This window comes from Burkholderia sp. Z1 (assembly GCF_014893795.1).
GTDB lineage: Bacteria > Pseudomonadota > Gammaproteobacteria > Burkholderiales > Burkholderiaceae > Burkholderia > Burkholderia theae.
In genome coordinates this window covers 3,193,107-3,219,714 of sequence record NZ_JACFYL010000002.1, presented here as the reverse complement: position 1 = coordinate 3,219,714, position 26,608 = coordinate 3,193,107, and the positions used below count along the sequence as shown (strand labels likewise).

The 26,608-nt window shown below is 67.3% G+C and carries 18 protein-coding genes; 6 read left to right on the top strand and 12 right to left on the bottom strand.

The window, feature by feature from the left end; all coding sequences use genetic code 11:
* Positions 1 to 690, bottom strand: coding sequence for a response regulator (locus tag H3H55_RS31295; protein WP_193102257.1), 690 nt, complete (start codon positions 688 to 690; stop codon positions 1 to 3).
* 392 nt (positions 691 to 1,082) lie between these two features.
* Between H3H55_RS31295 and H3H55_RS31290 the strand changes: the two genes are divergently transcribed.
* Both H3H55_RS31290 and H3H55_RS31285 read left to right on the top strand, forming a co-directional pair.
* Complete coding sequence (locus tag H3H55_RS31290) at positions 1,083 to 4,424, top strand: hybrid sensor histidine kinase/response regulator (protein WP_193101700.1); 3,342 nt, start codon at positions 1,083 to 1,085, stop codon at positions 4,422 to 4,424.
* A 197-nt stretch (positions 4,425 to 4,621) separates the two neighbouring features.
* Positions 4,622 to 7,993 carry a hybrid sensor histidine kinase/response regulator gene (locus tag H3H55_RS31285; RefSeq protein WP_193101698.1) on the top strand — a complete coding sequence of 1,124 codons (3,372 nt, stop codon included), beginning with the start codon at positions 4,622 to 4,624 and terminating at the stop codon, positions 7,991 to 7,993.
* A 104-nt stretch (positions 7,994 to 8,097) separates the two neighbouring features.
* Here the strand turns inward: H3H55_RS31285 and H3H55_RS31280 are convergent, their stop codons facing one another.
* The 7 genes from H3H55_RS31280 to H3H55_RS31250 form a co-directional block, all read right to left on the bottom strand.
* Positions 8,098 to 12,288, bottom strand: a complete 4,191-nt coding sequence (locus H3H55_RS31280) for a beta strand repeat-containing protein (protein WP_193101697.1) — start codon at positions 12,286 to 12,288, stop codon at positions 8,098 to 8,100.
* A 275-nt stretch (positions 12,289 to 12,563) separates the two neighbouring features.
* Positions 12,564 to 12,761 carry a hypothetical protein gene (locus H3H55_RS31275; RefSeq protein WP_193101695.1) on the bottom strand — a complete coding sequence of 66 codons (198 nt, stop codon included), beginning with the start codon at positions 12,759 to 12,761 and terminating at the stop codon, positions 12,564 to 12,566.
* A 166-nt stretch (positions 12,762 to 12,927) separates the two neighbouring features.
* Entirely contained in the window at positions 12,928 to 14,040 is a 1,113-nt protein-coding gene (locus H3H55_RS31270; protein WP_193101693.1) for a fimbrial protein, read from the bottom strand.
* A 28-nt stretch (positions 14,041 to 14,068) separates the two neighbouring features.
* Positions 14,069 to 16,714 (bottom strand): fimbria/pilus outer membrane usher protein, encoded by a 2,646-nt coding sequence (locus H3H55_RS31265; RefSeq protein WP_193101691.1) that lies wholly within the window; start codon positions 16,712 to 16,714, stop codon positions 14,069 to 14,071.
* A gap of 106 nt (positions 16,715 to 16,820) precedes the next feature.
* Positions 16,821 to 17,567 (bottom strand): fimbria/pilus periplasmic chaperone, encoded by a 747-nt coding sequence (locus H3H55_RS31260; protein ID WP_129516306.1) that lies wholly within the window; start codon positions 17,565 to 17,567, stop codon positions 16,821 to 16,823.
* A 55-nt stretch (positions 17,568 to 17,622) separates the two neighbouring features.
* Positions 17,623 to 18,174, bottom strand: coding sequence for a fimbrial protein (locus tag H3H55_RS31255; protein ID WP_193101690.1), 552 nt, complete (start codon positions 18,172 to 18,174; stop codon positions 17,623 to 17,625).
* A 354-nt stretch (positions 18,175 to 18,528) separates the two neighbouring features.
* Positions 18,529 to 19,515 (bottom strand): hypothetical protein, encoded by a 987-nt coding sequence (locus H3H55_RS31250; protein WP_193101688.1) that lies wholly within the window; start codon positions 19,513 to 19,515, stop codon positions 18,529 to 18,531.
* 178 nt (positions 19,516 to 19,693) lie between these two features.
* Between H3H55_RS31250 and H3H55_RS31245 the strand changes: the two genes are divergently transcribed.
* Positions 19,694 to 20,419: a class I SAM-dependent methyltransferase gene (locus tag H3H55_RS31245; protein ID WP_193101686.1), complete on the top strand. Its 726-nt coding sequence runs from the start codon at positions 19,694 to 19,696 to the stop codon at positions 20,417 to 20,419.
* A gap of 62 nt (positions 20,420 to 20,481) precedes the next feature.
* On the opposite strand, the gene H3H55_RS31240 is transcribed toward H3H55_RS31245, so the two are convergent.
* The 3 genes from H3H55_RS31240 to H3H55_RS31230 all read right to left on the bottom strand — a co-directional run bounded on the left by H3H55_RS31240 (position 20,482) and on the right by H3H55_RS31230 (position 22,636).
* Positions 20,482 to 20,745 carry a helix-turn-helix domain-containing protein gene (locus tag H3H55_RS31240; RefSeq protein WP_193101684.1) on the bottom strand — a complete coding sequence of 88 codons (264 nt, stop codon included), beginning with the start codon at positions 20,743 to 20,745 and terminating at the stop codon, positions 20,482 to 20,484.
* 230 nt (positions 20,746 to 20,975) lie between these two features.
* Positions 20,976 to 21,452: a GNAT family N-acetyltransferase gene (locus H3H55_RS31235; RefSeq protein ID WP_193101682.1), complete on the bottom strand. Its 477-nt coding sequence runs from the start codon at positions 21,450 to 21,452 to the stop codon at positions 20,976 to 20,978.
* Positions 21,453 to 21,598: 146 nt separating this feature from the next.
* Positions 21,599 to 22,636: an aldo/keto reductase gene (locus tag H3H55_RS31230; RefSeq protein ID WP_193101680.1), complete on the bottom strand. Its 1,038-nt coding sequence runs from the start codon at positions 22,634 to 22,636 to the stop codon at positions 21,599 to 21,601.
* Between the two features lie 136 nt (positions 22,637 to 22,772).
* Between H3H55_RS31230 and H3H55_RS31225 the strand changes: the two genes are divergently transcribed.
* Positions 22,773 to 23,660, top strand: a complete 888-nt coding sequence (locus tag H3H55_RS31225) for a LysR family transcriptional regulator (RefSeq protein ID WP_193101678.1) — start codon at positions 22,773 to 22,775, stop codon at positions 23,658 to 23,660.
* A 13-nt stretch (positions 23,661 to 23,673) separates the two neighbouring features.
* Here H3H55_RS31225 and H3H55_RS31220 read toward each other — a convergent pair whose 3' ends face one another.
* Positions 23,674 to 24,792 (bottom strand): hypothetical protein, encoded by a 1,119-nt coding sequence (locus H3H55_RS31220; protein WP_193101676.1) that lies wholly within the window; start codon positions 24,790 to 24,792, stop codon positions 23,674 to 23,676.
* A gap of 129 nt (positions 24,793 to 24,921) precedes the next feature.
* On the opposite strand from H3H55_RS31220, the gene H3H55_RS31215 reads away from it, so the two are divergent.
* Both H3H55_RS31215 and H3H55_RS31210 read left to right on the top strand, forming a co-directional pair.
* Positions 24,922 to 25,221: an ArsR/SmtB family transcription factor gene (locus H3H55_RS31215; protein ID WP_129516314.1), complete on the top strand. Its 300-nt coding sequence runs from the start codon at positions 24,922 to 24,924 to the stop codon at positions 25,219 to 25,221.
* 29 nt (positions 25,222 to 25,250) lie between these two features.
* Positions 25,251 to 26,603 (top strand): pyridoxal phosphate-dependent decarboxylase family protein, encoded by a 1,353-nt coding sequence (locus H3H55_RS31210; RefSeq protein WP_193101674.1) that lies wholly within the window; start codon positions 25,251 to 25,253, stop codon positions 26,601 to 26,603.
* Positions 26,604 to 26,608: the final 5 nt, after the last annotated feature.

Genomic DNA, 26,608 nt, shown 5'->3' with positions numbered 1-26,608 from the left:
TCATGCGTCGGTGTCGCTCACCGGAGGCACGTGCGCGCCGCCTTGCGCCTGCGTGACGAGGCCGGTTTCATACGCGTAGAGAAACAACTGCGCATCGCGTTCGATACCGAACTTGCGCATCGCGCTTTTCTTCTGCGCGCTGACGGTCTGCTTCGTCCGATGCAGCTGCGCGGCGATCTCGTCGATGCTCATCCCCGACACATACAGCCGGATCACCTCCGCCTCGCGCTTCGTCAGCTCCGGATGCGTACCGGCCGACGCCTGCCCCGCGTTCGCCTGCTGCATCGCTTCCAGCGACGGCGACGTGTAGCGTGCCCCCGTCTGAACCGCGTGGATCGCCGAGATCAGGTGGCTCACGTCGTCGACCTTGCTCAGCACCGCGCGCACGCCGAGCTTCAGCATCTCGGCGGCCAGCGCCGCGTTCGCGATCGCGGTGAACACGATGATCTTCAGATCGGGAAAGCGGCGCCGCACGAACGACACGAGCTGCATCCCGTCGCCGTATTCGCCGCCCGGCATCGAATAGTCGGTCACGAGCACGTCGACCGGCGCGCTGCCGAGCAGCTCGATCAGCTCCGTCGAATTATTCGCCGTGCCCACGACGTTCAACGTGGAGACACCCGACAGCTCGTGGATGACGCCGCGCAGCAAGACCGGGTGGTCGTCGGCCAACACCACATTGATTTTCACGCTTGTCATGGAAGTTGCATCCCGTTGAGTCGACGCCGGCCGCACGCTGCTGGTTGTCGGCGGGCCGGGCATTCGGTCGTATGTCGCGAATCGTACTAGTCTTATGCGCGCGCGTCACGCCCTCGCGCGGTCCGACCGTTGTCGCCGTTTCCGCCCTGCCTGGAAACGATTCTCGGCCGGGCGTCCGGCGCCCGCTTTGCATTGTGTCAGGCCTGATCGGGCGATTTCTTCTGACTGGTCAAAAAAGGCTTTCAGACGTGTCTGACTAGTCAGAATTCGGCCGCGGTGCCGTCCGCGCCGCCTTCATCTTCCCGATAATCCGTCCCGTTGCTTCATGCGCGGCGCCACCGCCCGCGCGCCTTTCCATTTCCCAGTTTCGTCGCCGATCCGTGATGCCGTCACTCCGTCAAACCACCCTGGTCCAGCTCAGGCGCTATCAGCGCCTGGTGACCTATGGCGCGGGCGCGGCGATCACGTTGCTGCTGCTGCTCGCGTTCGGGCTGGTGGCGATGTCGATGGCGCGCGCGGTGCTGCTGAACCAGCAGCAGGATTTCGTCGTCGATCGCAGCCTCGTGATGAGCGAGATCGATGCGCGGGAAGCGTCGTTGCGGCACGCGGTCGTCAGCGCGCAGCTCGCGTGGCACGACGGCTCGGTGGCCGACCGGCGCACGGTCGAGCGGTTCCGCGCGAGCGGCGGCACGATGACGTTGCGCCCGAGCCGTTCGCTCACGCCGCAGCTCGCGTTCGTCAGCGGGCATCCGGGCGCGACCGACGCCGAACTGCAGCGCTATCTCGGGCTCGCGGTGCAGATGGCGCACTCGACGACCGCGAGTTCGCTGCTGCGCGGCAAGATCCAGACCGGCTACTACTACAGCGCGCGGCGCGACTTCGCCGCGCTGATTCCCGCGCCCGCACCGGTCGATGCGCGCGCTCAGGCGATGCTGGCCGATCGCGAAGCGCTGATGCGCGTGCTCGACACCGGGCTGGAGCAGGCGCCGGCCATGACGCGCACGTTGCGTCCCGACTATCCGCGCGTCGCGTGGCTGCCGCCCGCGCTCAATCCGCTGACGGGCACGCGCGCGGTGCGCGCCGCCGCCGTCGTGCGGGACAGCGACGCGCCGGTCGCGGTCCTCGTCGCCGAATACGATCCGCAGGGCCTGCTGCATCCGCTGACGGTCGACCGCTTCGGCGGCACGTTCCTGATCGTCGGCGACGACCGTTCGGTCGTCGCGAGCTATTCGCAGCATCCGGCAAATCCCGGGCTGGTCGAGCGCGTGCGTCAGTCGCGCGAGGCGATGCTGCCCGACCACCGGCTGCGCGCGATCTACCGGAACGGGATCGTCGGCATCTTCACGATCAGCGACCGGCTCGGCGATACGGGCTGGAATCTCGTCTATGCGTTTTCGTGGACCGACATCCTGCGTGCGATCTCGGTCGAGTTGATGGCCACCGGCATCGCGACGATCGCGCTGATCGCCGCGTTGTGGAGCGTGTTGCTGCTGCTCGCGCGCCGCAAGTTCGCGCCCGTCTATGCGCAGTCGCAGCGCGTGTTCGACAGCGAGCAGTTGAGCCGCACGCTGATCGAAACGGCGCCGGTGGGCCTCGGCGTGATCGCGCGCGCGGATGGGCAACTGCTGCTCGCGAGCCCGCTGATGGAGCGGCTGGCCGAGCGCGCGAGGCCGTCCGGCGGCATGCTGCCTTCGGCGCTCGTGCGGCTGCATCGCACGCGCGGTGGCGAGGCGGTCGCGCACGCGGAGCTGCCGCTCGACACGGTGGACGGTGCACGTGTGGATCTCGCCGTCAGCACGGCACCGGCCCGCTACCAGGGGCAGGCCGTGCTGGTCGCCGCCTTCGTCGACGTGACCGCGCAGAAGCAGATCGAGCAGCAGTTGCGCCACGCGAAGCAGGCCGCTGACGACGCGAACGCGGCCAAGTCGGTGTTCGTCGCGACGATGAGCCACGAGATCCGCACGCCGCTGAACGCATTCCTCGGCAATCTCGAACTGCTGAGCCATACGCCGTTGAACGCGAAGCAGCAGGACCGGCTCGCAACGATTCGATCAGCATCGGACAACCTGCTGTCGATCATCAGCGACGTGCTCGATTTCTCGAAGATCGAGGCCGGCGAGATGGCGTTCGAGCAACTGACTTTCCCCGTGTTCGACGTGCTGGACCGCGCACTCGCGGTGTTCGCGCCGGCTGCGCGCGCGAAGGGGCTGACGCTGCGCGTGCGTGCGCATTGCGCGGTCGACCAGACGATGCGCGGCGACCCGGTCCGCCTCGGCCAGATCCTGAACAACCTGCTGGGCAACGCGATCAAGTTCACCGAGCGCGGCGCGGTGATGGTCGACGTCGCGGTCGCGGCCGGCCGTATCGCGCTCGCCGTGCGCGATACGGGCATCGGGATGTCGCCCGCGCAGCAGGCCGGGCTGTTCCAGCCGTTCGCGCAGGCCGACCGGACGATCAGCCGGCGCTTCGGCGGCACCGGGCTGGGTCTCGTGCTGTGCCGGCGGCTGACGGAGGCGATGGGCGGCACGATCGGCGTCGACAGTCGGCTCGGTGACGGCAGTCGCTTCACGGTGCGGCTGCCGCTCGGCGAACCGGTGCGGGCGGCCGGGCGCGTGTTCGGCGCGGTGCGCGGGCCGGTCGTCGTCGTCTCGAAGGATCCCGATGGCCGCGCGGGGATCGGCCGGCACCTGCGCGCATGGGGGCTCGATGCGCGCCTGTTCGCCGCGCCGGCGGAAGCGGATGCGGCGACGCTGCGCGCGGCGTGCGCGGTCGTGCTGGCCGGTTCGGGCAATGCGCCGGACTGGGACGCGGACGACGAGAACCGGTTGGTCGAGCGTGGCACGCGCGTCGTGGTGGCGAGCGCCGACGGTCCGTGGCAACCCGTGCGGGCGGGGCGGCTCGTCGAAGTGACGGGCGATTCCGTGCGTGCGCTGCAGCACGCGCTGCGGATCGCGTTGCTCGGCGAGCCGGAGCCGCACCGTCGCGGACGCGGCGCCGCCGCGACGGCGCTCGGCCGGCGGCTGGCGGTACTCGTGGCCGAAGACAACCCCGTCAACCGCATGCTGCTTGCTGAACAGCTCGCGCTGCTCGGCTGCGACGCGGAAGTCGTCGCGTCGGGCGAAGACGCGCTCATCGCGCTCGCGTCGAAACGCCGGGACGTGCTGCTCACCGACCTCAACATGCCGGGCATCGACGGCTGCACGCTGGCGCTGCGCGCGCGGGCGCGCCATCCGGCGTTGCCGGTCGTCGCCGTGACCGCGCAGGCGACGCTCGACGATCGCGCGCGCTGCGCGGCGGCGGGGATCGCGCGGGTCGTCGCGAAGCCGCTGTCGCTGGATGGCCTGCGCGCGGTGCTGCAAGCCGTGACCGGCGATGCAGCGATGCCCGGCCCGGGCGATGCCGGCCGCGACGCGCGCGAACCGTCCGACCTGCTCGCGGGCCGGCCGTTACCCGCGTCGCTCGTCGAGTTGTTCCGGGAGACCAGCGAGACGTCGCTGGCGACGATTCGCGACGCGATGCTCGCCGGCGAGACGGCCCGCGCGCTGGCGGAACTGCATTCGCTGAAGGGTACGCTCGGCGTGTTCCGGGCCGGCGCGCTCGCGCAGCGTTGCGCGGCGCTTGAAGCGGCGTGGGCGCAACCGGGCGGCTTCGACACAGCGCAGTTCGACGCGCTGGCCGACGCCGTCCGCGCGCTGGCGCCGCTCGAGGCGGTCGAACCGGACTGATGCCGGACGGCAATTCCGGGCGCGTTTGCCGGCCCGCGGGCGCTTGCAATGTCATCGTGACGCGCGCAGTATGAGCCCCGTGCCGACCCATATGACCCTTTCATGGCGCCTGCCCGTGCGCGCCGATACCGGCGCGCCGCGTCCCACGCGACGCAGACGCCCGCTGGTTCGGCCCCTCATCGACGGGTTGCCAATCCATGAACGACCAGCCGCGACGCGGCCTTTCCGGGCGCATCCGACACAACCAGAACCTGCTGCTGTACGGCGGCGGCATCGTCGTCACGCTGGTGGTCGTTGCCGCGTTCGCGATCGACGCGGTGTCCACGGTGCAAACCTACGTGCGCCAGATCACGCAGCAATGGACGCTCGACATGCGTCGCATCGAACAGGAGACGACCCGTTACGAAGCGGTGTTTCGCAACAACCTGCTGAATGTCGAAGCCACCTGGAACGGCGGCGCGAAGGCCGAGGCGGCAACTGTCGCCGCATTCGACGCGCAGGGCCGCGTGCTCGTGATGCCCGGCGACACGAATTCCGTACCGGTCCTGATGGCGGGCCGTGCGGGCGGCCCGGTTCCGCCCGAGCTGAATCGTTATATCGGCGTGGCGACACGGATGGCCGGCGTGCTTCATATCATCCAGTCGCGCGGCGCCGGCTCGCTGACCAACTACCTCTATTCGCCTGAAAACGGCCTTGTCCTCGCGTCGCTGTCGACGTGGCCGGATCCGGCCGTGCTGCGCACACGCCTTGCCGATCGCGATCGCGTGCTGGAAGCGTTCGGGACCAATCGCGGCCAGCCGTTGATGCCCGCCACACTGCCGGACGTCGATGTGCGCACGGGCCAGCGCCCGCTGCGCTGGCTGCCGCCCTACACCGATCCGCTGACGGGCGAGCCGGCCGCGCGCATCGCGGCCTTGGTGCGCGATGCGGCCGGCAAGCCGATCGGTGTGCTCGTCGGCGAGTGGCCGATCGCGGTGGTGCGCACGCGGTTTCCGGTCGATCGCGTGCCCGGCACGTTCTTCATCACGACGCAGGACGGCGAGGTTGTCCTGAGCGCGTCGGCGTCGCCCGTCAAGCCCGAACTGCTGGACAAGCTGCAGGCCGCGCGTCCGTTCGCCGCGGAACACGAGGACGAGCGCAGCTATTTTTCGAACGGGATGATCGTCCTGCGTGAGCGATTCAACGATGCGGGATGGACGCTGGTCTACATGCAGTCGTGGCAGCAGTCGGCCGCGTTGATCTGGCCGCTGATCGCGACGAACGGCGCGACGACGCTCGCGATCGTCATCGTGCTGTGGATCGTGCTGCTGGTGTTCAACCGGAGGATGGTGAAACCCGCGCTCGAACAGTCGGAGCGCGTGTTCGACAGCGAACAGTTGAGCCGCACGCTGATCGAGACCGCGCCGGTCGGCCTCGGGCTGATCTCGCAGAAGGACGGCACGCCGCTGCTGCGCAGCGCGGCGCTGGACGCGCTGGCCGCCCGGGTCGCGCTCGACGAGCGCGCATGGTCGTCGCATTTCGCCGAGCGGCAGGCCGCGTCGCGAGGGGCGGCCGTCACGCACGACGAGCTGACGCTGCAGGCGCACGACGGCACGCGGGTCGACCTGTCGGTCAGCATGGCGGCGGCGCGCTATCAGGGGCAGCCGGTCGTCGTGACGGCGCTCGCCGACGTGACCGCGAAGAACCTGCTCGAGGAACGGCTGCGTGACGCGAAGCAGGCTGCCGACGCGGCGAATGCCGCGAAATCCGCGTTCCTCGCGACGATGAGCCACGAGATCCGCACACCGCTCAACGCGATCCTCGGCAATCTGGAGCTGCTCGCGCATACGCCGTTGAACGGCGTGCAGCAGGATCGCCTCGACACGATCCGCCGCTCGTCCGACGGTCTGCTGGCGATCATCAGCGACGTACTCGATTTCTCGAAGATCGAAGCCGGCGAGATGGCGCTCGAATCGCTCGCGTTTTCCGTCGTCGACGTGCTCGAACGATCGCTCGCGATCTTCGTGCCGGTTGCGCGCGCGAAGGGGCTGCGCTTGTACCCGGCGTTCGCGTGCGACGTCGACCAGGCGATGCGAGGTGATCCGACGCGCCTCGGGCAGATCGTGAACAACCTGCTGAGCAATGCGATCAAGTTCACCGAACGAGGAGCGGTGACGCTGCGTGTGTCGGTCGACGGCGACAGCCTGCACGTGACGGTCGACGACACGGGCATCGGGATGACGGCCGAGCAGCAGGCCGCGCTGTTCCAGCCGTTCGCGCAGGCCGACGGCACGATCAGCCGGCGCTTCGGCGGCACGGGGCTCGGCCTTGCGCTGTGTCATCGGCTCGCGGTTGCGATGGGCGGCGCGGTTTCGGTCGACAGCGCGCCGGGCAAGGGCAGCCGCTTCACGGTGCGCGTGCCGCTCGGCGAGCCCGTGCAAGCGCCGGTGCGCCGGTTCGAACGCGTGCGCGGCCCGTTGATCCTGCTGTCATCGGGGCCGCAGTGGCAGGCATTCGCGACGCCGCATCTGCTGTCGTGGGGCCTCGACCTGCATGCGTATGCGTCGCCGGGCGACGTGCCTGATGCATTGCTCGACGGTGCGGCCGCGATCCTGTTGATCGGCGAGCGCGACGGCTGGGACGCCGATGCGGAGAACCGGCTCGTGGAAGCCGGCACCTGGGTCGTGACCGCCGGCGCGGAGGGCCCCGCACGGCCCGTCCGCATCGCGCGGATGGTCGACGTCACGTGCTATTCGCTGCGTGGCCTGCACGACGCGTTGCGCGTCGCGCTGCTCGGCGACGCGCCGCCCGCGCCGACACCGGGCGGCCCGCGCACGCTGAGCCGGCCGCTGGCCGTGCTGGTCGCGGAGGACAACGCGGTGAATCGGCGATTGTTCGAGGAGCAGCTTGCGCTGCTGGGCTGCGACGCGCAGGTCGTGGACGGCGGTGAAGCCGCGCTGGCCGCACTCGACGAATGGACGTGGGAGGTGTTGCTGACCGATCTCAACATGCCTGGCATGAACGGTTACTCGCTCGCGGAGCAAGCGCGGGCGCGACATCCCGGCCTGCCGGTGGTGGCCGTGACCGCGCAGGCGACGCTCGACGAGCATGCGAAATGCGCGGCGGCCGGGATGACGGCGGTCGTGACGAAGCCGTTGTCGCTCGCCGCGCTCGCCGATGTGCTCGAAGCGACGGTCGGATCGGGGGCGCAGGCGGCGTCCGCGGCGGCGGTCGCTCCGGTCGTCGATGACGCACGCGGCGGTGGCGGCGCAGGCAACGACAAAGACGAAGGCGAAGACGACGGCTTGCTCGGCGGCCGCGCGCTGCCGCCCGATGTGCTCGACATGTTCCGGCAGACGAGCGCCGCATCGCTCGATGCGCTGCTCGACGCAAAGCGCAACGGCGATGCGCTCGCAATGAAGGCCGAACTGCACGCGCTGACGGGCATGCTCGGCGTGTTCCGGATGCGCTCGCTGGCATTGCGTTGCGCGGCGCTCGAGGCGCAGGTGGCCGAGGAGGGGGCACGGGCGCTGACCGACGATCTGCTCGCCGCACTCGACGCCGATATCCGGGCGAGCGCAACGGACTGAATCCCTGTTACGCAAAAAAAACGCGGCTGCGCCGAAGGCGCAACCGCGTGTGAACCCGCGCGGAACAGACCACCCGGCGCCTCGCGCCGGGCTTGCCGGGTCACTCAGAACTCGTAGCCCACTTGTGCCCGTGCGCCCGCGTCGCCGGTCGACGTGACCGACAGCGCGCCGTTCACCAGCCACTTGCCGTCGCGCGACCGATACGTCGCGCCGGCCGCCACCGCGCTGCCGCCCTTGTAGGTCGCACCGCCCGCCGCGACGATCGTCTTGCCGGGGCCCGACGGCGTCATGTTCGGCATCGCCATCGCAGCGGCGATACCGGCGTACGCGTTCTTCGCGACCTGGTTGATCGCACGGTTCGTGTCGTCGAAACGCTGGTTCATCGAGTTGCTCAGCGCGCCGACGGAGCTGTCGGTGTAGTTGTTCGCCGACTTCAGCGCGTCGTTCACCTGCTGCGTGTTCGCGGCGTCCGTCGGCGCGGTGCCGGCGGCGACGTTCGTGATCGCGCGTTCGTTGCCGGCCGAGCCGACCGATACGCTGTTTGCACGATCGGCCACCGAGGCCGCGCCGAGTGCGACAGCGTTGTCCGCAGTCACGCTGGTGTTCGAACCGAGCGCCGAGCTGTTGTCCACGCCGTCCGCGATCGTCGCGCCCGAGCCGCCTGCTGTGTTGCCGACGCCTGAACCTGCGTAGACGGGCGTCGTTGCCGCGGCGTCCTTCGACGCGTCGGTGCCATCGAAGTACCCGTTGCCCGGCTTGACCGTGACGGGGCCGAGGCGGCCGCTGATGTCGTCCACCTGCGTCTGCAGCGCGTACAGCTGGCTGCCGTTCACCGCGTCCGTGCTGGTTGCGTTGACCGCGCCGTTCGCGACGTTGGTCAGCGTGACCGCCGCGCTGCCGACACCGCCCAGCGTGACCGAGCCGAGATTCAGCGAACCGTCCGCGAAGCGGTCGTACATCACCGCACCGCCGAGTTGCGCGCCGACGTCGCCGATCTGCGCCTGCACGTTCTTCAGCTGTGACAGGTTCACCGCATCGTTGTCGGCCGTGCCGTCCGCGACGTTGTGGATCTGCGTGCCGTTCGCGCCGCCGAGCGTGATCGATGCCTGCGATGCGTCGCCGTACTTCACCGCGAGCTGGTCGAGATCGCCGATCTGGCCTTGCGTGGCCTTGAGCTGCGCGACGTTGACCGCGTCGCTATCGGCGACGCCGTTCGCGACGTTCGCCAGCGTGCGGGCATTGCCGTTTTGGTCGGCGAAGTTCACGCGCGCGCCGTCGGTGCCTGCGCCCACCGTGAGGTCCGCACCTGCCGCTGCCTGCTGCACGAGACCGACCTTGCCGGATGCGACCTGGTTGCCCAGTTGCGTCAGGTTGTTGTTCACGGTCGTGATCTGGTCGCCGAGCTGCGTGGCCGCCGCGTTGAGCTGGCCAACGTTCGCCGCGTCATGGTCGGCCGTGCCGTCCGCGACGTTGTGGATCTGCGTGCCGTTCGCGCCGCCGAGCGTGATCGATGCCTGCGATGCGTCGCCGTACTTCACCGCGAGCTGGTCGAGGTCGCCGATCTGGCCTTGCGCAGCCTTGAGTTGCGACACGTTGACCGCGTCACTGTCAGCGACACCGTTCGCGACGTTCGCCAGCGTACGTGCGTTGCCGTTCTGATCGGCGAAGTTCACGCGTGCACCGTCGGTGCCTGCGCCGACCGTGAGGTCTGCGCCCAGGCTCGTCTGCTGCACGAGGCCGATCGTGCCGCTGCCGATCTGCTGCTGCAGGTTGGTGATGCTCGTTTCGTTGGTCGTCACGCGGCCATCCAGGTTCGTGATGTCGCCCTGCGCCGCCTTCAGGCCGCCGTCGAGTGCGTCGAGCGCATCGCCGACGGTGTGCTGCGTGCCGCCCTGCACGTTGTACGTCGGGCCAGTCACCACACCGTTGTTCGCATTGATCGACGCACCGCCGCCGAGGCCCGCGATCACGGGCTTGAGCTGCTGCACATTCACCGCGTCGGTGTTCTCGTTGCCGTTCGCGACGTTGACGATCTGGCGCGTGCCGTTGCCACCCATGCCCCAGCCGACGGACACCACGTTGTCGCGATCCGCGACCGAATCCGCACCGAGGGCGACCGAGTTTTCTCCGGTGGCGCGCGCGTTCGAACCGATGGCCACGCCGTAGCTTCCGGCCTGCACCTTCGCGGCGTCGCCCTTGCTGCTCCAGCCGTCGGCCTGGAAGTACGCCGTATCGCTGGCGCTGGCGCTCGCCAGTTCGCTGCGGAGCTGACTGACGTTCACCGCGTCCTTGTCGGCGACACCGTTGGCGACGTTCGCCAGCGTGCGGGCATTGCCGTTCTGGTCGGCGAAATTCACGCGCGCACCGTCGGTGCCTGCGCCCACCGTGAGGTCTGCGCCCGGGCCCGTCTGCTGCACGAGGCCGATGGTGCCGCTGCCGATCTGCTGCTGCAGGTTCGTGATGTTCGTCTCGTTGGTCGTCACGCGGCCATCGAGGTTCGTGATGTCGCCTTGCGCCGTCTTCAGGCCGCCGTCGAGTGCGTCGAGCGCGTCGCCGACCGTGTTCTGCGTGCCGCCCTGCACGTTGTACGTCGGTGCGACGATAGCGCCGCTGGACGCATCGACCGATGCACCGCCGCCGAGCGCGTTCGTGACGCCCTGGAGCTGCGACACGTTCACCGCGTCGGTGGTTGCCGTGCCTGCTGCCATGTTCGTGAGCTGCCGTTCGCTGCCGGCTGCACCGATCGATACCGTGCTGGCACGCGTCGCGCTCGAATTGGCGCCGAGCGCAACAGCGTTGTCTGCGGTCGCCGCCACGTTGGCAGCCTGACCGATCGCGATCGACGCAGCCGCGCCGGACACGACTTTCGCCGTCGAACCGATCGCGATCGAACCGATGGCCCCGCTGGTCGCATAGTTGCCCAGGGCCGCCGAGTTGCCGGCCGATGCGGTCGCGTTATTGCCCAGGCCCACCGCGTTGCCGCCGCTGGCGACGCTGTTCGTGCCGAACGCCGTGGCATTGCCGCCGGACGCCGTCGCCACATAACCGATGGCTGTGCTGTTGTTGTTGGTCGCGCGGGAGTTCTGGCCCATCGCGATCGCGCCGTTTGCCGATGCGCTCGCGCTCGATCCCACCGCGACGGAGCCCACACCCGTGCTGCGCGTGCTCATGCCGACCGCGAGCGAATAGTCGCCGGTGGCGGATGCCGGGCCGGTGGGGCGCGATACGGCGAGATACGGATTGCCGGTCGCCGAAATGTTCTCGACGTTGGTAACCCGCGTGTCGAGGTTGGAGAGCGCATCGCCGACGGTGTGGTAGTCGGTGCCCTTCAGCGTGTAGGTCGGCGCGATGATCGTGCCGTCGGCCGCGACCGCGGCGCCGCCGCCGAGTGCGGTAGCAACGCTTTGCGCGGTGTTCGTCAGTTGCCCGAAGTTGACGGCGTCGGTCGTCTGCGTGCCTGCCGCGACGTTGACGATCTGGCGTTCTGCGTCTGTGGCACCGACCGACACGCTGTTCGTGCGGTCAGCGATGCTGCCCGCGCCGAGCGCGACGCTGTTGTCCGGCGTCGCCTCGGCATTGGCGCCGATTGCAATCGCGCTGCTGCCGTTTGCGGCCGAGCCGAGGCCTAGCGCAACGGCATTGTCGCCATTCGCCGTGACACGCGTACCGAATGCCATCGAGCCGGTGCCGACGGCGGACGCGCTCCAGCCGAGCGCAAAGGAATCGTCGGCTTCCGCGTGCGCGCCGCTGCCGAGCGCGACGGTTCGGGCACCGAGTGCGGACGAGTTCGTGCCGATTGCGCTGGCGTCCCTGCCTGTTGCCGTGGCGGACTGGCCGATTGCGGTTGCCCAGCCCCCGGTTGCATCTGCGCCGGCGCCGATGGCTTGCGAGTATTGTGCTGCGTTGGCATAAGCGCCGATCGCGATGCTGTTTGCGCCGGAAGACGTAGCGTGATCGCCGATCACAGTGGTTGCCCGACCTGTCGACGACGCGCTATTGCCGATGATCGTGCTGCATGCCGTGCCGGGCAGATAGGTCGAGTTGCAACCGGCCGCGCTGCCGTCGGCGTTGTCGCCAATGACGGTGTGGCGACTGTCGCCTTGCACCGCACCGTTGCCCGCGACGTATGCGTTCGCGTTCGTCGCGAAACCGGCACCCGCGATCGCGGCGGTCAGCGTGACCGATGCGACGAGCGCATTGCGCGTCGCGCCCTTGCTGCGACCGCGCGCATGCTCCGAAACGGCCGTCCACGTTTTCGTCACTGCGTTCCAGACCACTCGATATGCGTTGTTCATGATTGCCCCTGTTTGCTGAATTGATCGACAGGGATAGGTTATTTTTTCGAGGAATTTCTGAATATGTGATCGGTCAGAATGCCGATCTGACTAGTCTGAATTTCGGGGTTCGGACCAGATCGATACAGGTATGAAGACTGATGCCGAAGCGCTGCGCGGCCCGATGCGCGGCCTTCCCGGCGGGGTCGGATGCGGGCCGCCGTCGAACGGAGGTGGCGTGGGCGGGTGAGAGGTCGAATGATGTGCGGAGCGACGGCCGGAACGACGCGGATCGATCAGTCGTTCAACGCGTCGCGCGGCAGTGCCGCCGGTTCGAGCAGATGCCGCCACTGCTCGACGAGTTGCTTGCGCTGGCTGCTCGACGCGAGCAGGTACTTGTTCATCTGCGAGATGAACAATTGGCGCTGGGCGTCGGTCAGTCCGGCGAAGGTGAGCAGGATCTGCTGAAGCTCCAGATGATTGTTTTTCGACACTTGATCCTCGCGGCGTTGATCCGGCGAGCACGGCGACTTCTATCGTGATCGCTGATCGCCGTATTCGCGCGGCCACGCGAACGGGCGATGCTCATCGTTATGGAGGAAAAGTGTAAGACGCGTTTGACGATTCGCCCATCTGACCAATCTGAATCTGGCGACGCGTTCATTGATAGTTGATCGTGAACATCACCGATGTATCCGCCGGCCCCGGCGTCGGCGCGGCGCTGCCGGTCTGGATATAGCGTGCGCGCAGCGGGATGCTGTAGTTCGCACCCGGTGTCGCGGTCGGCGTGATGCCACTCGACATCGTCGAGTTGAACGATACCGGCTGGTTCGACGCGTTCGCGATCTGCAGGCCGACACCGGTTGCAGCAGCGGGCCCCGACGTCGTTTGCTTGAGCGCGACGATGCCTTGCGTCGGATCGACGATTGTCGTGGTCGGCTGTAGCGAGAAGCCCAGTGTGTTTGGAGTCGCGGTGACGACTTCGCGGCTCCAGCCGGTCGCCGTGTCAGTGGTTCGCGTATACGCACTTGCGCCGAGGAACGCCGGACAATTCTGCAACTGGATGTTGAAATCCTTCCATGGTGTCGCGCTGCCCGAGCCGCTGAACGCCTTGGTCTGGTGCTGGCCCATGTCGACGTTCACGTCCGGGGTTGTGCACGTTCTCGAGACGATATTGATGCTGCCGATGAAACTTCCACGAATCAGCGGCAAGACGTTGTCAGATGCGTAATCGACCTGAAACGACGGAAGGTTCGCCCCCTGGATAACACCAGGCGATACGGGGCCGATCTTGATCAGACTGATGTCGAAGTAGGCGGCATAGGGCCCACCGATCTGGCAGGTCGCGCCGCCGCAAACGAGTCGGCTGTAAGGAAACGCGTTGCCCGCGTACCAGAGCGCGATGCCGATACCCGGCACGCCGGTTTCATAGACGCGGCCGGGGTAAAGGTTGCCATTCCAGTTCGACAGGGGCAACGGTGTAGTGGGTAGCGAATAGCGGGCATTGATCGTGTCGTTCGATCCTGTGCAATCAATAGCCAGACCCATCGGTGTAACGGTTTGCCGATAGAGGACGGTTCCATTCGGAACGTCGCGCCCGACAGTGAGTGCGTTGATGTTGAGCGGCGTGACGAGCGTGCCCGGGCCGTTTCCATAGGGATTGGCGGGATTGTAGGTGCACGTCCGGGCATGAGTGGATGTTGCCGTGAGCATGCCCGCGCATACGATCATCAACCGGACAGAAAACCGCTGGATGTGGGTAAGTAGATTCATCTCGGACTCCAGATAGTCTCGCCGCACGTCAGCGCTGCGCGGCGTCAGGATGGGACACGCACGGCAACTGCACGCGCTCGATATCGTTGCCTTTGTTCTTCCGATCCGCGATCTCCGGCAACGCCACACGCATCGTGCATTGCTGATCGTTCGCCAGCCCCCAGCGCACCGCCAGCGTCGCGTTGTCTGCCGCCAGCCGCGCAAAGATCCGCCCCGCCTGACCGACCGCCCCGACCGAATTGCCGTCGGCATCGACCACATCCGCACCGAACGGCAGCGCTTCTCCGTCCGCTCGCGTCGCATCGATCAGCACCGCGCGGCCCTTCACGGTGTCGTAGCGCATCATCACGACCGATCCCGCGCGCGGCGCGACGAGCTGGCTCGTCGTCTTCAGTTCGACGTCGGCGGAGAGCCCTTTCGGATCGATCGCGACTTCGTTGAGACGGTAGGGCGTCAGGTACGGCACCACGCCATAACCGCGCCCGTCGAGCGACAGCCCTGCGTAGCCGAGAATGCGCGCGCCGGCTGCGTCGGGCGCGGCGACGACCGCGACGGTATCGCCGCTGTACGGCGACAGCGTGATGCCGTCCGGATGCGCGACGACGGAGCCCGACAGGCCGACCGACGTGCTGTTGTAGCCGCGGCCGAGCGCGAAGCCGGCCTGCGCGGTGGTCTTCGCGCCGCGATACTGGCCGTTGACGGTGCCGGCCGTGCCGCTGCCTGCCGGGCCGTTCGACACGCTCGCGCCGTAGCTCCACTGGTTGTCCGCGCCGGCGACGCCGCCGAGCGTGGTCTGTGTCGTCGTGCCCGCGCCGGGCTGGGTCGTCACGTTCACGCCGAACTGCGGCGCGCGCGTCGACTTGCCGAGCGGGATCGACAGGTTCGCCATGAACTGGTTGTCCATCTGCCCGTATGCATTGCGAACGCGGTTGGCGGACAGCGTGTACGCGAGCGACTTGTACTGGTTGCTGTAGCCGCCCTGGAACTGCACGTCCTTGCGATTGGCGTTCCAGTAATCCTGAGTGAAGCCGCTGACGAACAGCTGCCCCCAGCGGTCGCCGAGCGCCTGGTTGAACGTGATCGACAGCCGGTTGCGCGGCCGCGAAATCGCGTCGGACGACATCCCTTCGCGCACCGCGTCGGTCGTCTGCATCGCGTTCGCGATGTCCATGAAGCCGCTGGTCGAGAACCGGTAGGCGGCCACCGACACGTTGCTGCGCGTTTCCTCGAACAGCTTGCTGTAACCCACGCGCACACTGATGCCCGCTTGCGATTCGTTCGGCAAGCGCGTGCGTGCGCCCGTCACGTCGAGCGACAGCGCGCCAAGCGGCGTGCCGACCGCGACGCCGGTCAGCACGGCCGCGTAGTACTCGTTCGCCTGCACGCCGCCATAGCCGGTCAGGTGATTGGTCAGCCCGCGCTGATAAGTCGCCTGCAGCAGTTTTGGTTTGAACGACAGCGATTCGTTGCGGATCAGGCCGGTCGTCACGCTGAAGCGCGAGATGCCGGGGCGCAGCAGTTGCGCGACGGACGCATACGGCACCGCGAACTTGCGCACGCGGCCGTCGGCTTCGGTCACCGTGACCTCGAGATCGCCGCCGTACCCGGTCGGATACAGGTCGTCGATGATGAATGGGCCGGGCGACACCGGCGTGTCGTAGATCACCGAGCCGCGCTGCCGGACCGTCACGCGTGCGTTGGTTTCGGCAATGCCGCGGATGATCGGCGCATAACCGCGCTGCGAGTCGGGCAGCATCCGGTCGTCGGTCGCGAGTTGTGCGCCGCGAAACGGCAGCGTGTCGAACAGTTCGCCGGTCGTGTTGCCGTCGCCGAGCGTGAGCCGGCTGGTGATGGACGGCAGGTCGCGTTCGACGTAGCTGTTGATGTTCTGGTACTGGCTGCCCGAGCGGCTTTGCCAGTTCATCGCGCCGTCGTGCCGGAAGTGCCATTTGCCAAGGTTGAAGCCCGCGTTCACGCCGAGATAGGCGGAGTTGCTCGCGGCGCCGCTCGCATCGGTGCGGTACGCGTTGAACGTATAGCCGAGCACGCCGGCCGTCACGCCCGCGTCCCACAGTTCCGGGCTGACGTAACCGCGCGGCGTGCGTCGCAGCACCGCCTGCGGCACGCTCAGGTCGAGACGCAGCTCGCCGGTGTCGAGATCGGCGTGTGCGTCGTCGACCAGTTCCGCGAGTTCGACGCAATGATCCGCTGCATCGAATGCGTGCAGCCGTTGCGCATCGACCTTCGACCAGTCGAGCCCGATCTGGTCGAGCAGCATGCGCGTCATGCAGACGCGGCCGCGCTGCGGATCGGTGCCCGCCTTGACGTCGACGCCCGTGCGCCCGAGAGCGCGGCCGTTCAGATAGAGGTCGACGCGATACGAGCCCGGCAACACGGGATTGCCTTTTTCGAATCGCGACACGTCGGTGCTGGCCGCCTGCGGCGACAGGAAGTCCGAATTGAATTCGACCGCCTGCGCCGGCGCCGAACGGCGGGCAGTTTTCGGATCGTCCTGTTCGAAGGTGTCGTGCGTCGTCGCGTCACCATCGAACGCGGTCGCGTTCGCTGCCTGTACCTCTGCCGCACCGAACGCGAGCAGCACCGCCACGCAGAAGCGCGTCAGCGATGACGACAGGCCGGTCGAATCCGGCAACGGTGCATGGGCTTGGTTCATGGCGATGGACGAGGCAAAGCGATACCCGTCCGGCCGTGTCGCGGCCGGTTCGGTATCAGGAAAACGGGAGAAGGAATCGATCGTCGGCCGCTGGCGGCGCGACGCGTTACTTCGAATCGGGCGGGTACACGGCGGGCACGATCGCGCCGTAGTCGTTTACGGTTTCGTAGCGGATCGGCGTGAGTGTCGAAGGCGTGCCATGCAGGTCGTCGAGCACGAATTCATGGCTGCCGCGAGGGGGAATCATCCCGCCCTGGCTGTCGTAGGCCTTGCCGCTCACGGTGACGCTCGCTTTCGCGACGTTCACGTTGTACGGCGTCGGGTTGTCCGCACGGACGACGACGTGCTTGCCGTCCTTCGACGGCGCGAGCGTCCACGTGACGCTGCGCGGCGCATCGTTCGCATCGCCTTGCAGGCCGGCGGGCCGGTAGAAAATCTTGATGCGTGAACGGAATGCCATCTGAAGCACGTTGCGGGCATCCTCTGCTTTCGCGCGCGGCGGAATCTCGAGCACGTTCAGCCAGTACACCGATTCGCGATCGTCTGGAAGCGGGTCATGCGTATAGGCGAGTCGCAGCGTCTGGCCCTTGTCTGGGTCCAGCCGGAACACCGGCGGAGTCAGGCTGAACGGCATCGCACGCTTCTGCGCGTCGACCGATTCGTCGCCGTCGTCGATCCAGGTCTGAACGAGCGCCGGCACCTTGCCGTCGTTGTTCAGCTTGACCGTGACTTCGCGTTCGCTTGCCGGGTAGATCACCCGCGTACCGGTGATCACGACGCTCGCGTTTGCCGTCATGGCGGCCAGCACGGCGATGCATGCTGCGGTGGTTCGAGTCAATCGGGCCAGTTTCATCGGGTTCTCCTGAAGATCGGGGCGGCGGCGGTGGGAGCCGCCGCCGACGTTCGCGTTACTGATAGGTGATCGAGTACGTGACCGAGCTGTTGACCGAGCCGGCCGTCGTCGCGCCGGTGGCGTAGTACTGCACTGCATACGGCAGGTTCGCGTTGCCGCTTGTGTCGAGCGCGATGCGCGTGGTGTTCGTGTTCTGGTCGGTGTTGCCGGCCTTGATCGTCGAACCGTTGGATGCGTCGACCAGTTGCAGCTGCACGTTGGTCGCGGCGCCGGCGCCGGCCGTCGTGTTCAGGTTGCCGGACGCGAGATCGACCGTCGGGCCGTTCTCGAAGAACGCCGATGCGGCGGTGGCCGGGCCGGAGCAGTTCTTCAGGCCGACGACGAAGCCGGTCTGGCCGGTCGTTTCGCCCGACGCGGTCAGCTTGCCCGTGGAGACGGTGGGCAGCGTGACGGTGGCGACGGCCGGCGTGACCGTGCCGTTCACGTCGATCGTGCAGGTCTGTGCCATCAGTTCGCCGGTGAAGTTGATCGTGCCGTCGGCGGCGTGTGCCAGCGGTGCGAAGGCGGGCAGGGCGATAGCGGTGAGGGAGATGAGTGCCTTTTTCATTTTGAGTCGAATGGTTCGTATAAAGGTGGCGAATCACACGTTCTCGCGCACATCGTGGACGGTGGATCGTGTGGTCCTGTATCGACGGTCATGCGATCGACGACGAACGAATTTTATGGATGCGTTGGTCGCACTCCTATGTGATCGGTCTGATTCGAAATCTGACTGGTCTGAATGTGGGAGGAGCGGTCGGAAAGAGCCGGATTCGGCCGTGTGTCGCGCGCGGCGTGTTTGCCGCATTTGATGGGCGGATATCGCTCGGGGAAATTGGAAGGGGGCGGCGGCGGGAGGAGGTTGTCGACCGGTGCGCGAGCACCGGAATCTGCGTCGGGCAAGGCGGACGATTCCCGCCTGTCACGAGCCCTTGTCGGCCACCCTGGCGCCTAGCCTGTAGGCAGTGAAGAATTCATACCACGGCGTACCTTCTCCGACCGGCAACTCAAGCGCTGACGTGCGCTGTCTCAGTGTCGCGAATACGCCGTTGATGCGAGCGGTCTGCGCGGCATCATTGAACGGATAAGGCCGTGACCTTCCCGCCGCGAATGCGCCGTACGCGACCGCAAGCAGACGTGCGTTGTCGTCGATGCCGGCGATCGACGCATCGAGCGCTTCGACGAAACGCGGTCGGTCCTCGTCGCGCGACGTCGACAGACACAGAAACACCAGCGCCGACAACTCGTGCAGATCGCTCACGCGCATCAGCCCGGGCAACTGCGTGACGATCTTGTCCACCGGTTCGTCGCGCAGCGCATCGCCGAAGTCGAGCACGGCGGTCATCGGATTCCGGTCCTGGCTCACGCGATCGAGGGGATTCGCGCGGGACGCACTGGCCGGCGCCGCTCGCAATGCCTCCGCCACCTGCTGCTTCCACTCCGGAAAAATCATCCTGACCGCACCGAACTGCTCACCGCCTTCCGCCGCCGGATTCCATCGATAGACGATCGTGCCGCCGCGAATGAACGGCGAATACAGATGCTCGGGCGTTTGCGGCAGCGGCCGCCGATTGATCGGCAGCCACGCGAGCGTCAACCAGTCGTAGTGTCCCGTCGCGGGCACCGACGAGCTCGAACTCGCGACGACCTGCCACGTGCCCCGGTTTGCGTAACGCCGGCGCGCATCGGGCACCGGGACGGTCTTCCCTTTCGCGGTGTCGAAATACGACGTACCCGTCACGGCTGCGCCGCTGTCCTTGGCGGGCGTGATATCGGCGATGACCCACGACTGGCCGTCGGCCGAGCGATAGTCGGACGGCTTCAGCGTCGCGACGTCGTGCACCATGCGCGTTTCCGCCGCGACGGGGCTCGGGGGCAGATCGGGCGAAACGATGGGGACGGGCGGCATGACGGTTCCTCGGGATCGGGTGTGCGCCGTCGAACGAAGACGACTCGTCGCGGCGCTTGTGCCAACTCGTATTACTGTATGCCGTCGCTTCGGGAAACGGAACCCGCTCACGCGTTCCGCCGCTTCGGCTTACCATGCGCAACCCGAGCACGGATGACGAACCCGATCAGGAGCGCCCATGACCGACACGAAACCGATCACCGCCCACTGGACGCAGGTGGCCGGCCAATGGATCGACTGGGCCGGCAGGCCCGGCCACGATGCGTTCTGGAAATACCGCGTGGGCCTCGCGGCCTACATCGGCCGCGGCACCGGTCGCGCGCTGGAGATCGGCTGCGGCGAAGGCCGCGTGAGCCGCGAGCTGAAGGCGCTCGGTTACGACGTGACCGCGAGCGACGCGGTGCCCGCGATGCTCGACGCCGCGCGTCACGCGGATTCCGCGCATCGCTACGAACTGGCCGACGCGGCGTCGCTGCCGTTCGATGCGGCCAGCTTCGATCTCGTGATGGCGTACAACGTGCTGATGGATCTCGACGATATGCAACGCGCGTTGAACGAGACGCGCCGCGTGTTGAAGCCGGGCGGGCTGCTGTTCATTTCGCTCGTGCACCCGTTCCGCGATCGCGGCGGTTTCGCGGGGCCGCAACCCGATGCGCCGTTCGTGCTGAAGGGCAGCTATTACGGGCGCGAGCATTTCGACGGCGTGGAGGCGCGCGACGGGTTGTCGATGCACTTCGCGGGCTGGTCGCTGCCGCTGCAGGCGTATATGGAAGCGCTGGAAGCGGCCGGGTTCGCGATCGTGTCGCTGCGCGAACCGCCGCCGGACCATGCCGATACGGATCAGTTGAAGCAGTGGGCGCGCGTGCCGTTGTTTCTGTGGATCAAGGCGCGGCCGGTGGGGTGAGTCAAGCGTAAGGGGCTGGACTTGTTCGTGTTGGCTGAACCTCGTAGACGTGAAGGCGCATGTCACGAGTTTCCCATCGTGCGTTGTTCAGCAAGGATGTCTTCCAACGTGCGTACATGTCCGCGCTTGACCGTTCGCAGGTCATAGCCGGCTGCCTCGAGGAGGCGGACGAGCGCAGATACGCTCATGTCGCCTCGCGCAAGCGTTTCCATGCGGGCGACCGTCGTACGCGCGACACCGGCGCGCTCTGCCAGCTCTTGCTGCGAAAGACCTGCCGTACGTCGGGCCTCTCTCAGCATCTCTCCAACATCGGCCAGTGTTGTCATTCGCAGCCCAGGGCATCAAAAATTACCAGATCGGTTCTGATTGTAGCCTTGGGGATACAAAAACCGATGAAAAGGAAGATTTTGTATCCCTCGGGCTACCAAGGCTCGCCGACGCCAGTCATGTTGGCGCAAGACCGGTCGCCATTTCGATACCCCATTTACACCCATTAATCCGCTTCGAGAGAATTTCGCGGATTGATCGCGGCCACTCAGTCGACCACCCACCGCGCTCACCGCGTCAGCTCCTTCCTGTAAACCACGCCCCCCGTTTTTCCCGCGACGGTGTCATAGAGCCGCATCGCCGTGTGATTCGTCTCGTGCGTCTGCCAGTACACGCGTTCGGCGCGATGCTGGCGCGCGGCGTCGTACACGGCCTCGATCAGTGCGCGGCCGACGCCTTTGCCGCGCTCGCTGTCGAGCGTGAACAGATCCTGCAGATAGCAGGTCGGCCCGGCATGCGTCGTGCTGCGGTGATACAGGAAATGCACGAGCCCGACGAGCCTGCCTTCACGTTCCGCGACGAAAGCATGCACGGGTTCGTAACCGTCGAAGAATCGCGACCACGTGAGCTTCGTGACTTGCAGCGGCAGCGCGGTATCGTCGAAGCGGCCGTAGAAGCGGTTATAACCGTCCCACAGCGGCAGCCAGTTGTCGTAGTCGTCTTCCCGGACCGCGCGTACGGTCAGGCCGGCGTCGGTAGCGTTCATGTGCGCGAACCTTTCGATGAGGATTGGACGTGTTGCCGGCTCGGCCGGCAACGACGCAGGCATCAACGATAGGAAGTTCGGGTCGGGCTGGGTAGGCCCATGACGGTCGCGGTTTCTGGTGCCACGATGGACGCGTGCGTCACGGCTTAGCCGCGCATCGGTGGATTGAGCCGCGCGAACGCCTGCTGCCGGCGATATGGGAAGTACGGATACGGCGCTTCCACGGCGCTCGCCGCATCGAGCGTCGCGACCTGCGCATCGGTCAGCGCCCAGCCGACCGCACCGAGGTTCTGGCGCAACTGTTCCTCGTTGCGCGCGCCGACGATCACCGACGACACGGTCGGGCGCTGCAGCAGCCAGTTCAGCGCGATCTGCGGCACGGTCTTGCCCGTTTCCTCCGCGATCGTGTCGAGCGCATCGACCACGTCGTACAGGCGCGCGTCGTCGACCGGCGGCCCGTAGCTGGCCGTCTCATGCAGGCGGCTGCCTTCGGGCAGCGGCGCGTTGCGACGGATCTTGCCGGTGAGCCGGCCCCAGCCGAGCGGGCTCCACACGAGCGCGCCGAGCCCCTGGTCCGCGCCGAGCGGCATCAGGTCCCATTCGTAGTCGCGGCCGACGAGCGAGTAGTAGACCTGGTTCGCTACGTAGCGCGACCAGCCGTGCCGGTCGGCCGCCGCGAGCGATTTCATGATCTGCCAGCCCGCGAAATTCGACACGCCGATATAGCGCAGCTTGCCCGCGCGCACGAGATCGTCCAGCGTCGACATCACTTCCTCGACCGGTGTGCCCGCATCGAACGCGTGCAACTGCAGCAGGTCGATGTAGTCGGTGTCCAGGCGGCGCAAAGCGGCGTCGACGGCGCGCACGAGCCGCGCGCGCGACGTGCCCGCATCGTTGGGGCCGTCGCCGGTCGGCAAGCCGGTCTTCGTCGAGATCAGCACCTGGTCGCGACGCCCCTTGATCGCCGCGCCGAGCACGCGTTCGGATTCACCGTCCGAATACACGTCGGCCGTGTCGAACAGGTTGACGCCGGCTTCGAGGCAGATGTCGACCAGGCGACGCGCTTCGTCGACGCCGGTGTTGCCCCATGCGCTGAACAGCGGGCCGCTGCCGCCGAACGTGCCTGCGCCGAAGCTCAGCGCGGGAACCTTGAGGCCGGAGCGGCCGAGCGTACGGTATTCCATGTGCGTTTCCCTTGAATGATGGTCGAAGCCCGACGCGTGCCGGACGGGCGCTCGGCGGCGGAATCACACTGTATCGCTTGCGGATATTTCAGATAATTGGGCAGACTTCGAAAATATCCTTCGGATAAGGCGAACAATGTTGCTCGATAACCTCGCGCTGTTCCTGCGCATCGTGGAGAAGGGCGGTCTGGCTGCGGCGGGCCGGGAGGCTGGCCTGTCGCCGGCCACGGTGTCCGAGCGGCTGGCGGCGCTCGAGCGCCATTACGGCGCCGCGCTGCTCACGCGCACGACGCGCGCGATCAGCCTCACCGACGAGGGCCGCACGCTCGTCGCGGGCGCGCGGCGCCTGCTGGCCGAGGCCGACGAACTCGAAAGCCGCGTGCGCGTGGGCGCGCAGACGCTGTCGGGGCCCGTGCGCCTGAGCGCGCCGGCCGATCTCGGGCGCGAGCGTGTCGTGCCCGTCGTCGACGCGTTCCTGGCCGAGCATCCGGGTGTCACGGTCGACCTGCATCTCGGCGACGGTTACGTCGATCTCGTCGGGCAGGGGCTCGATTTTGCGATCCGCCGCGGCACGCTCGCGGACAGTTCGCTGCGCAGCCGTTCGCTCGGCCGTGCACGGCGCGTGGTGTGCGCGTCGCCCGCGTATCTCGCCGCGCACGGCACGCCACGGCATCCGGACGATCTGGCCGCGCACGACTGCATCGTGATGCGTTTCGGGCCGGACCTGTATGCCGAGTGGCCGTTCAACATCGATGGCGAATTGACGCGCGTGATGGTGCGCGGCCGGCGCGTTGCCAACGACGGCGCGCTCGTGCGCGCGTGGTGCGTCGCAGGGCACGGCGTCGCGCTGAAGTCGCTGGTCGACGTCGAACAGGATCTTGCGTCCGGCGCGCTAGTCGAGGTGCTGCGCGCGTTCTCGCCGGGTGACGTTGATCTGCAGATCGTCTATCCGGGCAGCGCCGTGCAGCCGCGGCGCGTGCGCGCGTTGATCGAGCGGTTGGCGCAGGCGCTCGCGGGGGCGTGACCGCAGGCCCGCGTTAGTCCCACCGCGACGTGTAGTCGGGGCCGCAGTCAATCTCGGCCGCGCGCGATTTCAGCAGGGCGCGCGGCGCGAACCGTTTCACGGGCGGCTGTGCGGCGGTCCACTCGGGATAGACATTGCGCCACTTGTCGATCAACTCACCGCGGCTGGTTTCGCTGATGCTTGCGTAGTAGAGATCGCCCGACGGGTAGGGCATCTTTGTCGGCACGACGTAGTCGGGGAGCGCGGGCGCACGGTCGATCTTGTTGCCGATGAGCGCAACGGCCGTCAGGTTCGGGAGCGCGCTCGACGCTTTGCGCATGCGGCGATAGGTGCAGACTGGCGCGTCCGTGTCCGGCGTCACGGCCGTCGCGGGTTCGTATGGCGGCGATTGTGTCGCGGCCGGCAAGGTGACCGCGAACAGATAGACGGGGCCGCGCTTCAGCGGTCCGATCCTGTCGTAGTACCGCAGCAGTTCGATGCCGGCGGGCCAGGTATAGCCGCGCCCGATGGTGTCATCGCTCTGGACGGCCTCGCCTGTGGACAGGATGGTCAGGTCGCCTCGCTCGTTCATGTGCACGAGCGGCTTTGAATCACCGCCTGTCGCGACATAGAGGATGCCGCGCTCGACGACCATCGCCGGCACCGGAAACGGCGGCGTGCCGCCGTGCTTGCCGGCGTTGCTATAGATGGAGTGAGCGAGCGCGGGCAGGTCGATTGCCCGGCGCAGGAAATGCTGCCCGCCATCGGTCGAGAGCCAGATGAACAGGCGCGGGCATGCCTTGTCCTTGGCGACGCCGGTTTTGCATCGGTTCGATGAATCCTGTCCGGCATAAATCACGATCGTATCGGGATCGTCACTGCGGAACGTCGTGTATTCGATTTGCGCACCGGATGGGAAATCCGTCGATGTGTGCCGTTCGCTGTCGACGAAGCGCCATTGGGTTGAGGAGAAGTTGCCGTTCACGACAGGTTCGGTCAGTAGCGCGCGATGCGCGCTGAACTGCATGAACGGGTAGGCCGGGCCGACAATAGGGCGCGGCTTGGAATCCGAAGCGGTCGCGCATGCGCCCAGCAATACGGAAACAGCCAGCGCTGCCACGACGCGCGCTTGTCGCAGTTTTCGATCGATCATGAATGGCCCCGATGGAATGAATGATCTTGTTGTTCGATGAATGGCGGATACTCTAACGCATCGCTCGCCCCGCTTGCCCACATTTCGTCATTTAGCTAATATTCAAAACGTCAAACGAAACCGCACCCCATGGACGACGTCACCCGCATCAGCGCACTGGCCAACGAAAGCCGTCTGGCCGTGATGCGCTGGCTCAAGCAGCCGCGCAAGCATTTCCCGCCGCAACCGCACGGCGATTTCGACGAGCTCGGCGTGTGCTGTACATACATCACCGAGAAGCTCGGCATTGCGCCGGCCACGACCACGCGCCACATGCGCATCCTCGCGGATGCCGGGCTCGTGCGTGCGACCCGCGTCGGCAAGTTCACGTACTACAAGCGGATCGACGCCGCGCTGCAGCAGCTCGGCCGCGATCTCTCGCAACTCTGATTCGACTGACCCTGACCGAGGCAACCGACATGGACGAATTTGCATTGCTGGCCGACGCAGACCGGCGCGCGCACGCGTATCTGGCCGCGACGAACGAGCGGCGCGCGTTTCCCGACGCGGCCGCGCTGGCCGGCCTCGCCGCGTTCGACGAGCCGCTGCCCGATGCGGGCCGCCCGGCAGACGACGGGCTGCGCCTGCTCGACGAGAACGGCTCGCCCGCGACCGTCGCGTCGAACGGCCCGAACTACTACGGCTTCGTGATCGGCGCGACGCTGCCGGCCGCGGCGGCGGCCGAGCGGCTGATGCTCGCGTGGGATCAGTGCGCATCGTCCTATGCGAATTCGCCGGTGGCCGCGACGCTCGAGCGCCAGGCCGCGCGCTGGGTCGTCGACGCGCTCGCGCTGCCCGAAGGCAGCGCGGTCGGTTTCGGCACGAGCGCGACGGCGTGCACGCTCGTCGCGCTGGTGGCCGCGCGGCGTGCGCTGCTCGCGCGCAAGGGCTGGGACATCGATGAGGACGGCCTGATCGGCGCGCCCGAGGTGAAGGTCGTGATCTCCGAACTCGCGCACATCACGGTGAAGAAAGCGCTGCGCGTGCTCGGCTTCGGGATGAAGCGCATCGTTGTCGCGCCGGTCGACGCACATGGCCGCATCGATCCGGCGCAGTTGCCGCCGCTCGACAACATGACGATCCTCTGCGTGCAGGCCGGCGAAGTGAACACCGGCGAATTCGATCCGTTCGCGGCGCTGATTCCGCGGGCGAAGGCGGCCGGCGCCTGGGTGCACGTGGACGGCGCGTTCGGCCTGTGGGCACGTGCGTCGTCGAAGCGCGCGCTGACAGACGGCATCGACGGCGCTGACAGCTGGACGACCGACGGCCACAAGTGGCTCAACACGCCGTACGACGGCGCGATGGTGATCTGCCGCGACGCAGCGGCACTTGCCACCGCGATGAACAGCGATGCCGTTTACCTGAGCGGCGCGCAGGACTCGCAGAAGAACCTGAACCTCGAATTCTCGCGGCGCGCGCGCGGCATCCCCGTGTGGGCCGCGCTGCGCTCGCTCGGCCGTGCCGGGCTGGCCACGATGATCGAGCGGCATTGCGCGCAGGCCTCGCGTGTCGCCGACGGCCTGCGTGCGGCCGGCTACGACGTGCTGAACCGCGTCGTGCTGAACCAGGTGCTGGTGCGCGCCGGCACCGACGACGAGACCGTCGCGATCCGCGAGGCCGCGCAGGATTCGGGCGACGTGTGGTTCGGCGCGACCGTGTGGCAGGGGCGGCCGGCGTTCCGGATCAGCGTGTCGTCGTGGCGCACGGAAGACGCGCACATCGATCGTCTCGTTGCGTTGCTGACGGAGCTGCGCGGCGTGCACGTGCGCTGAGCAGC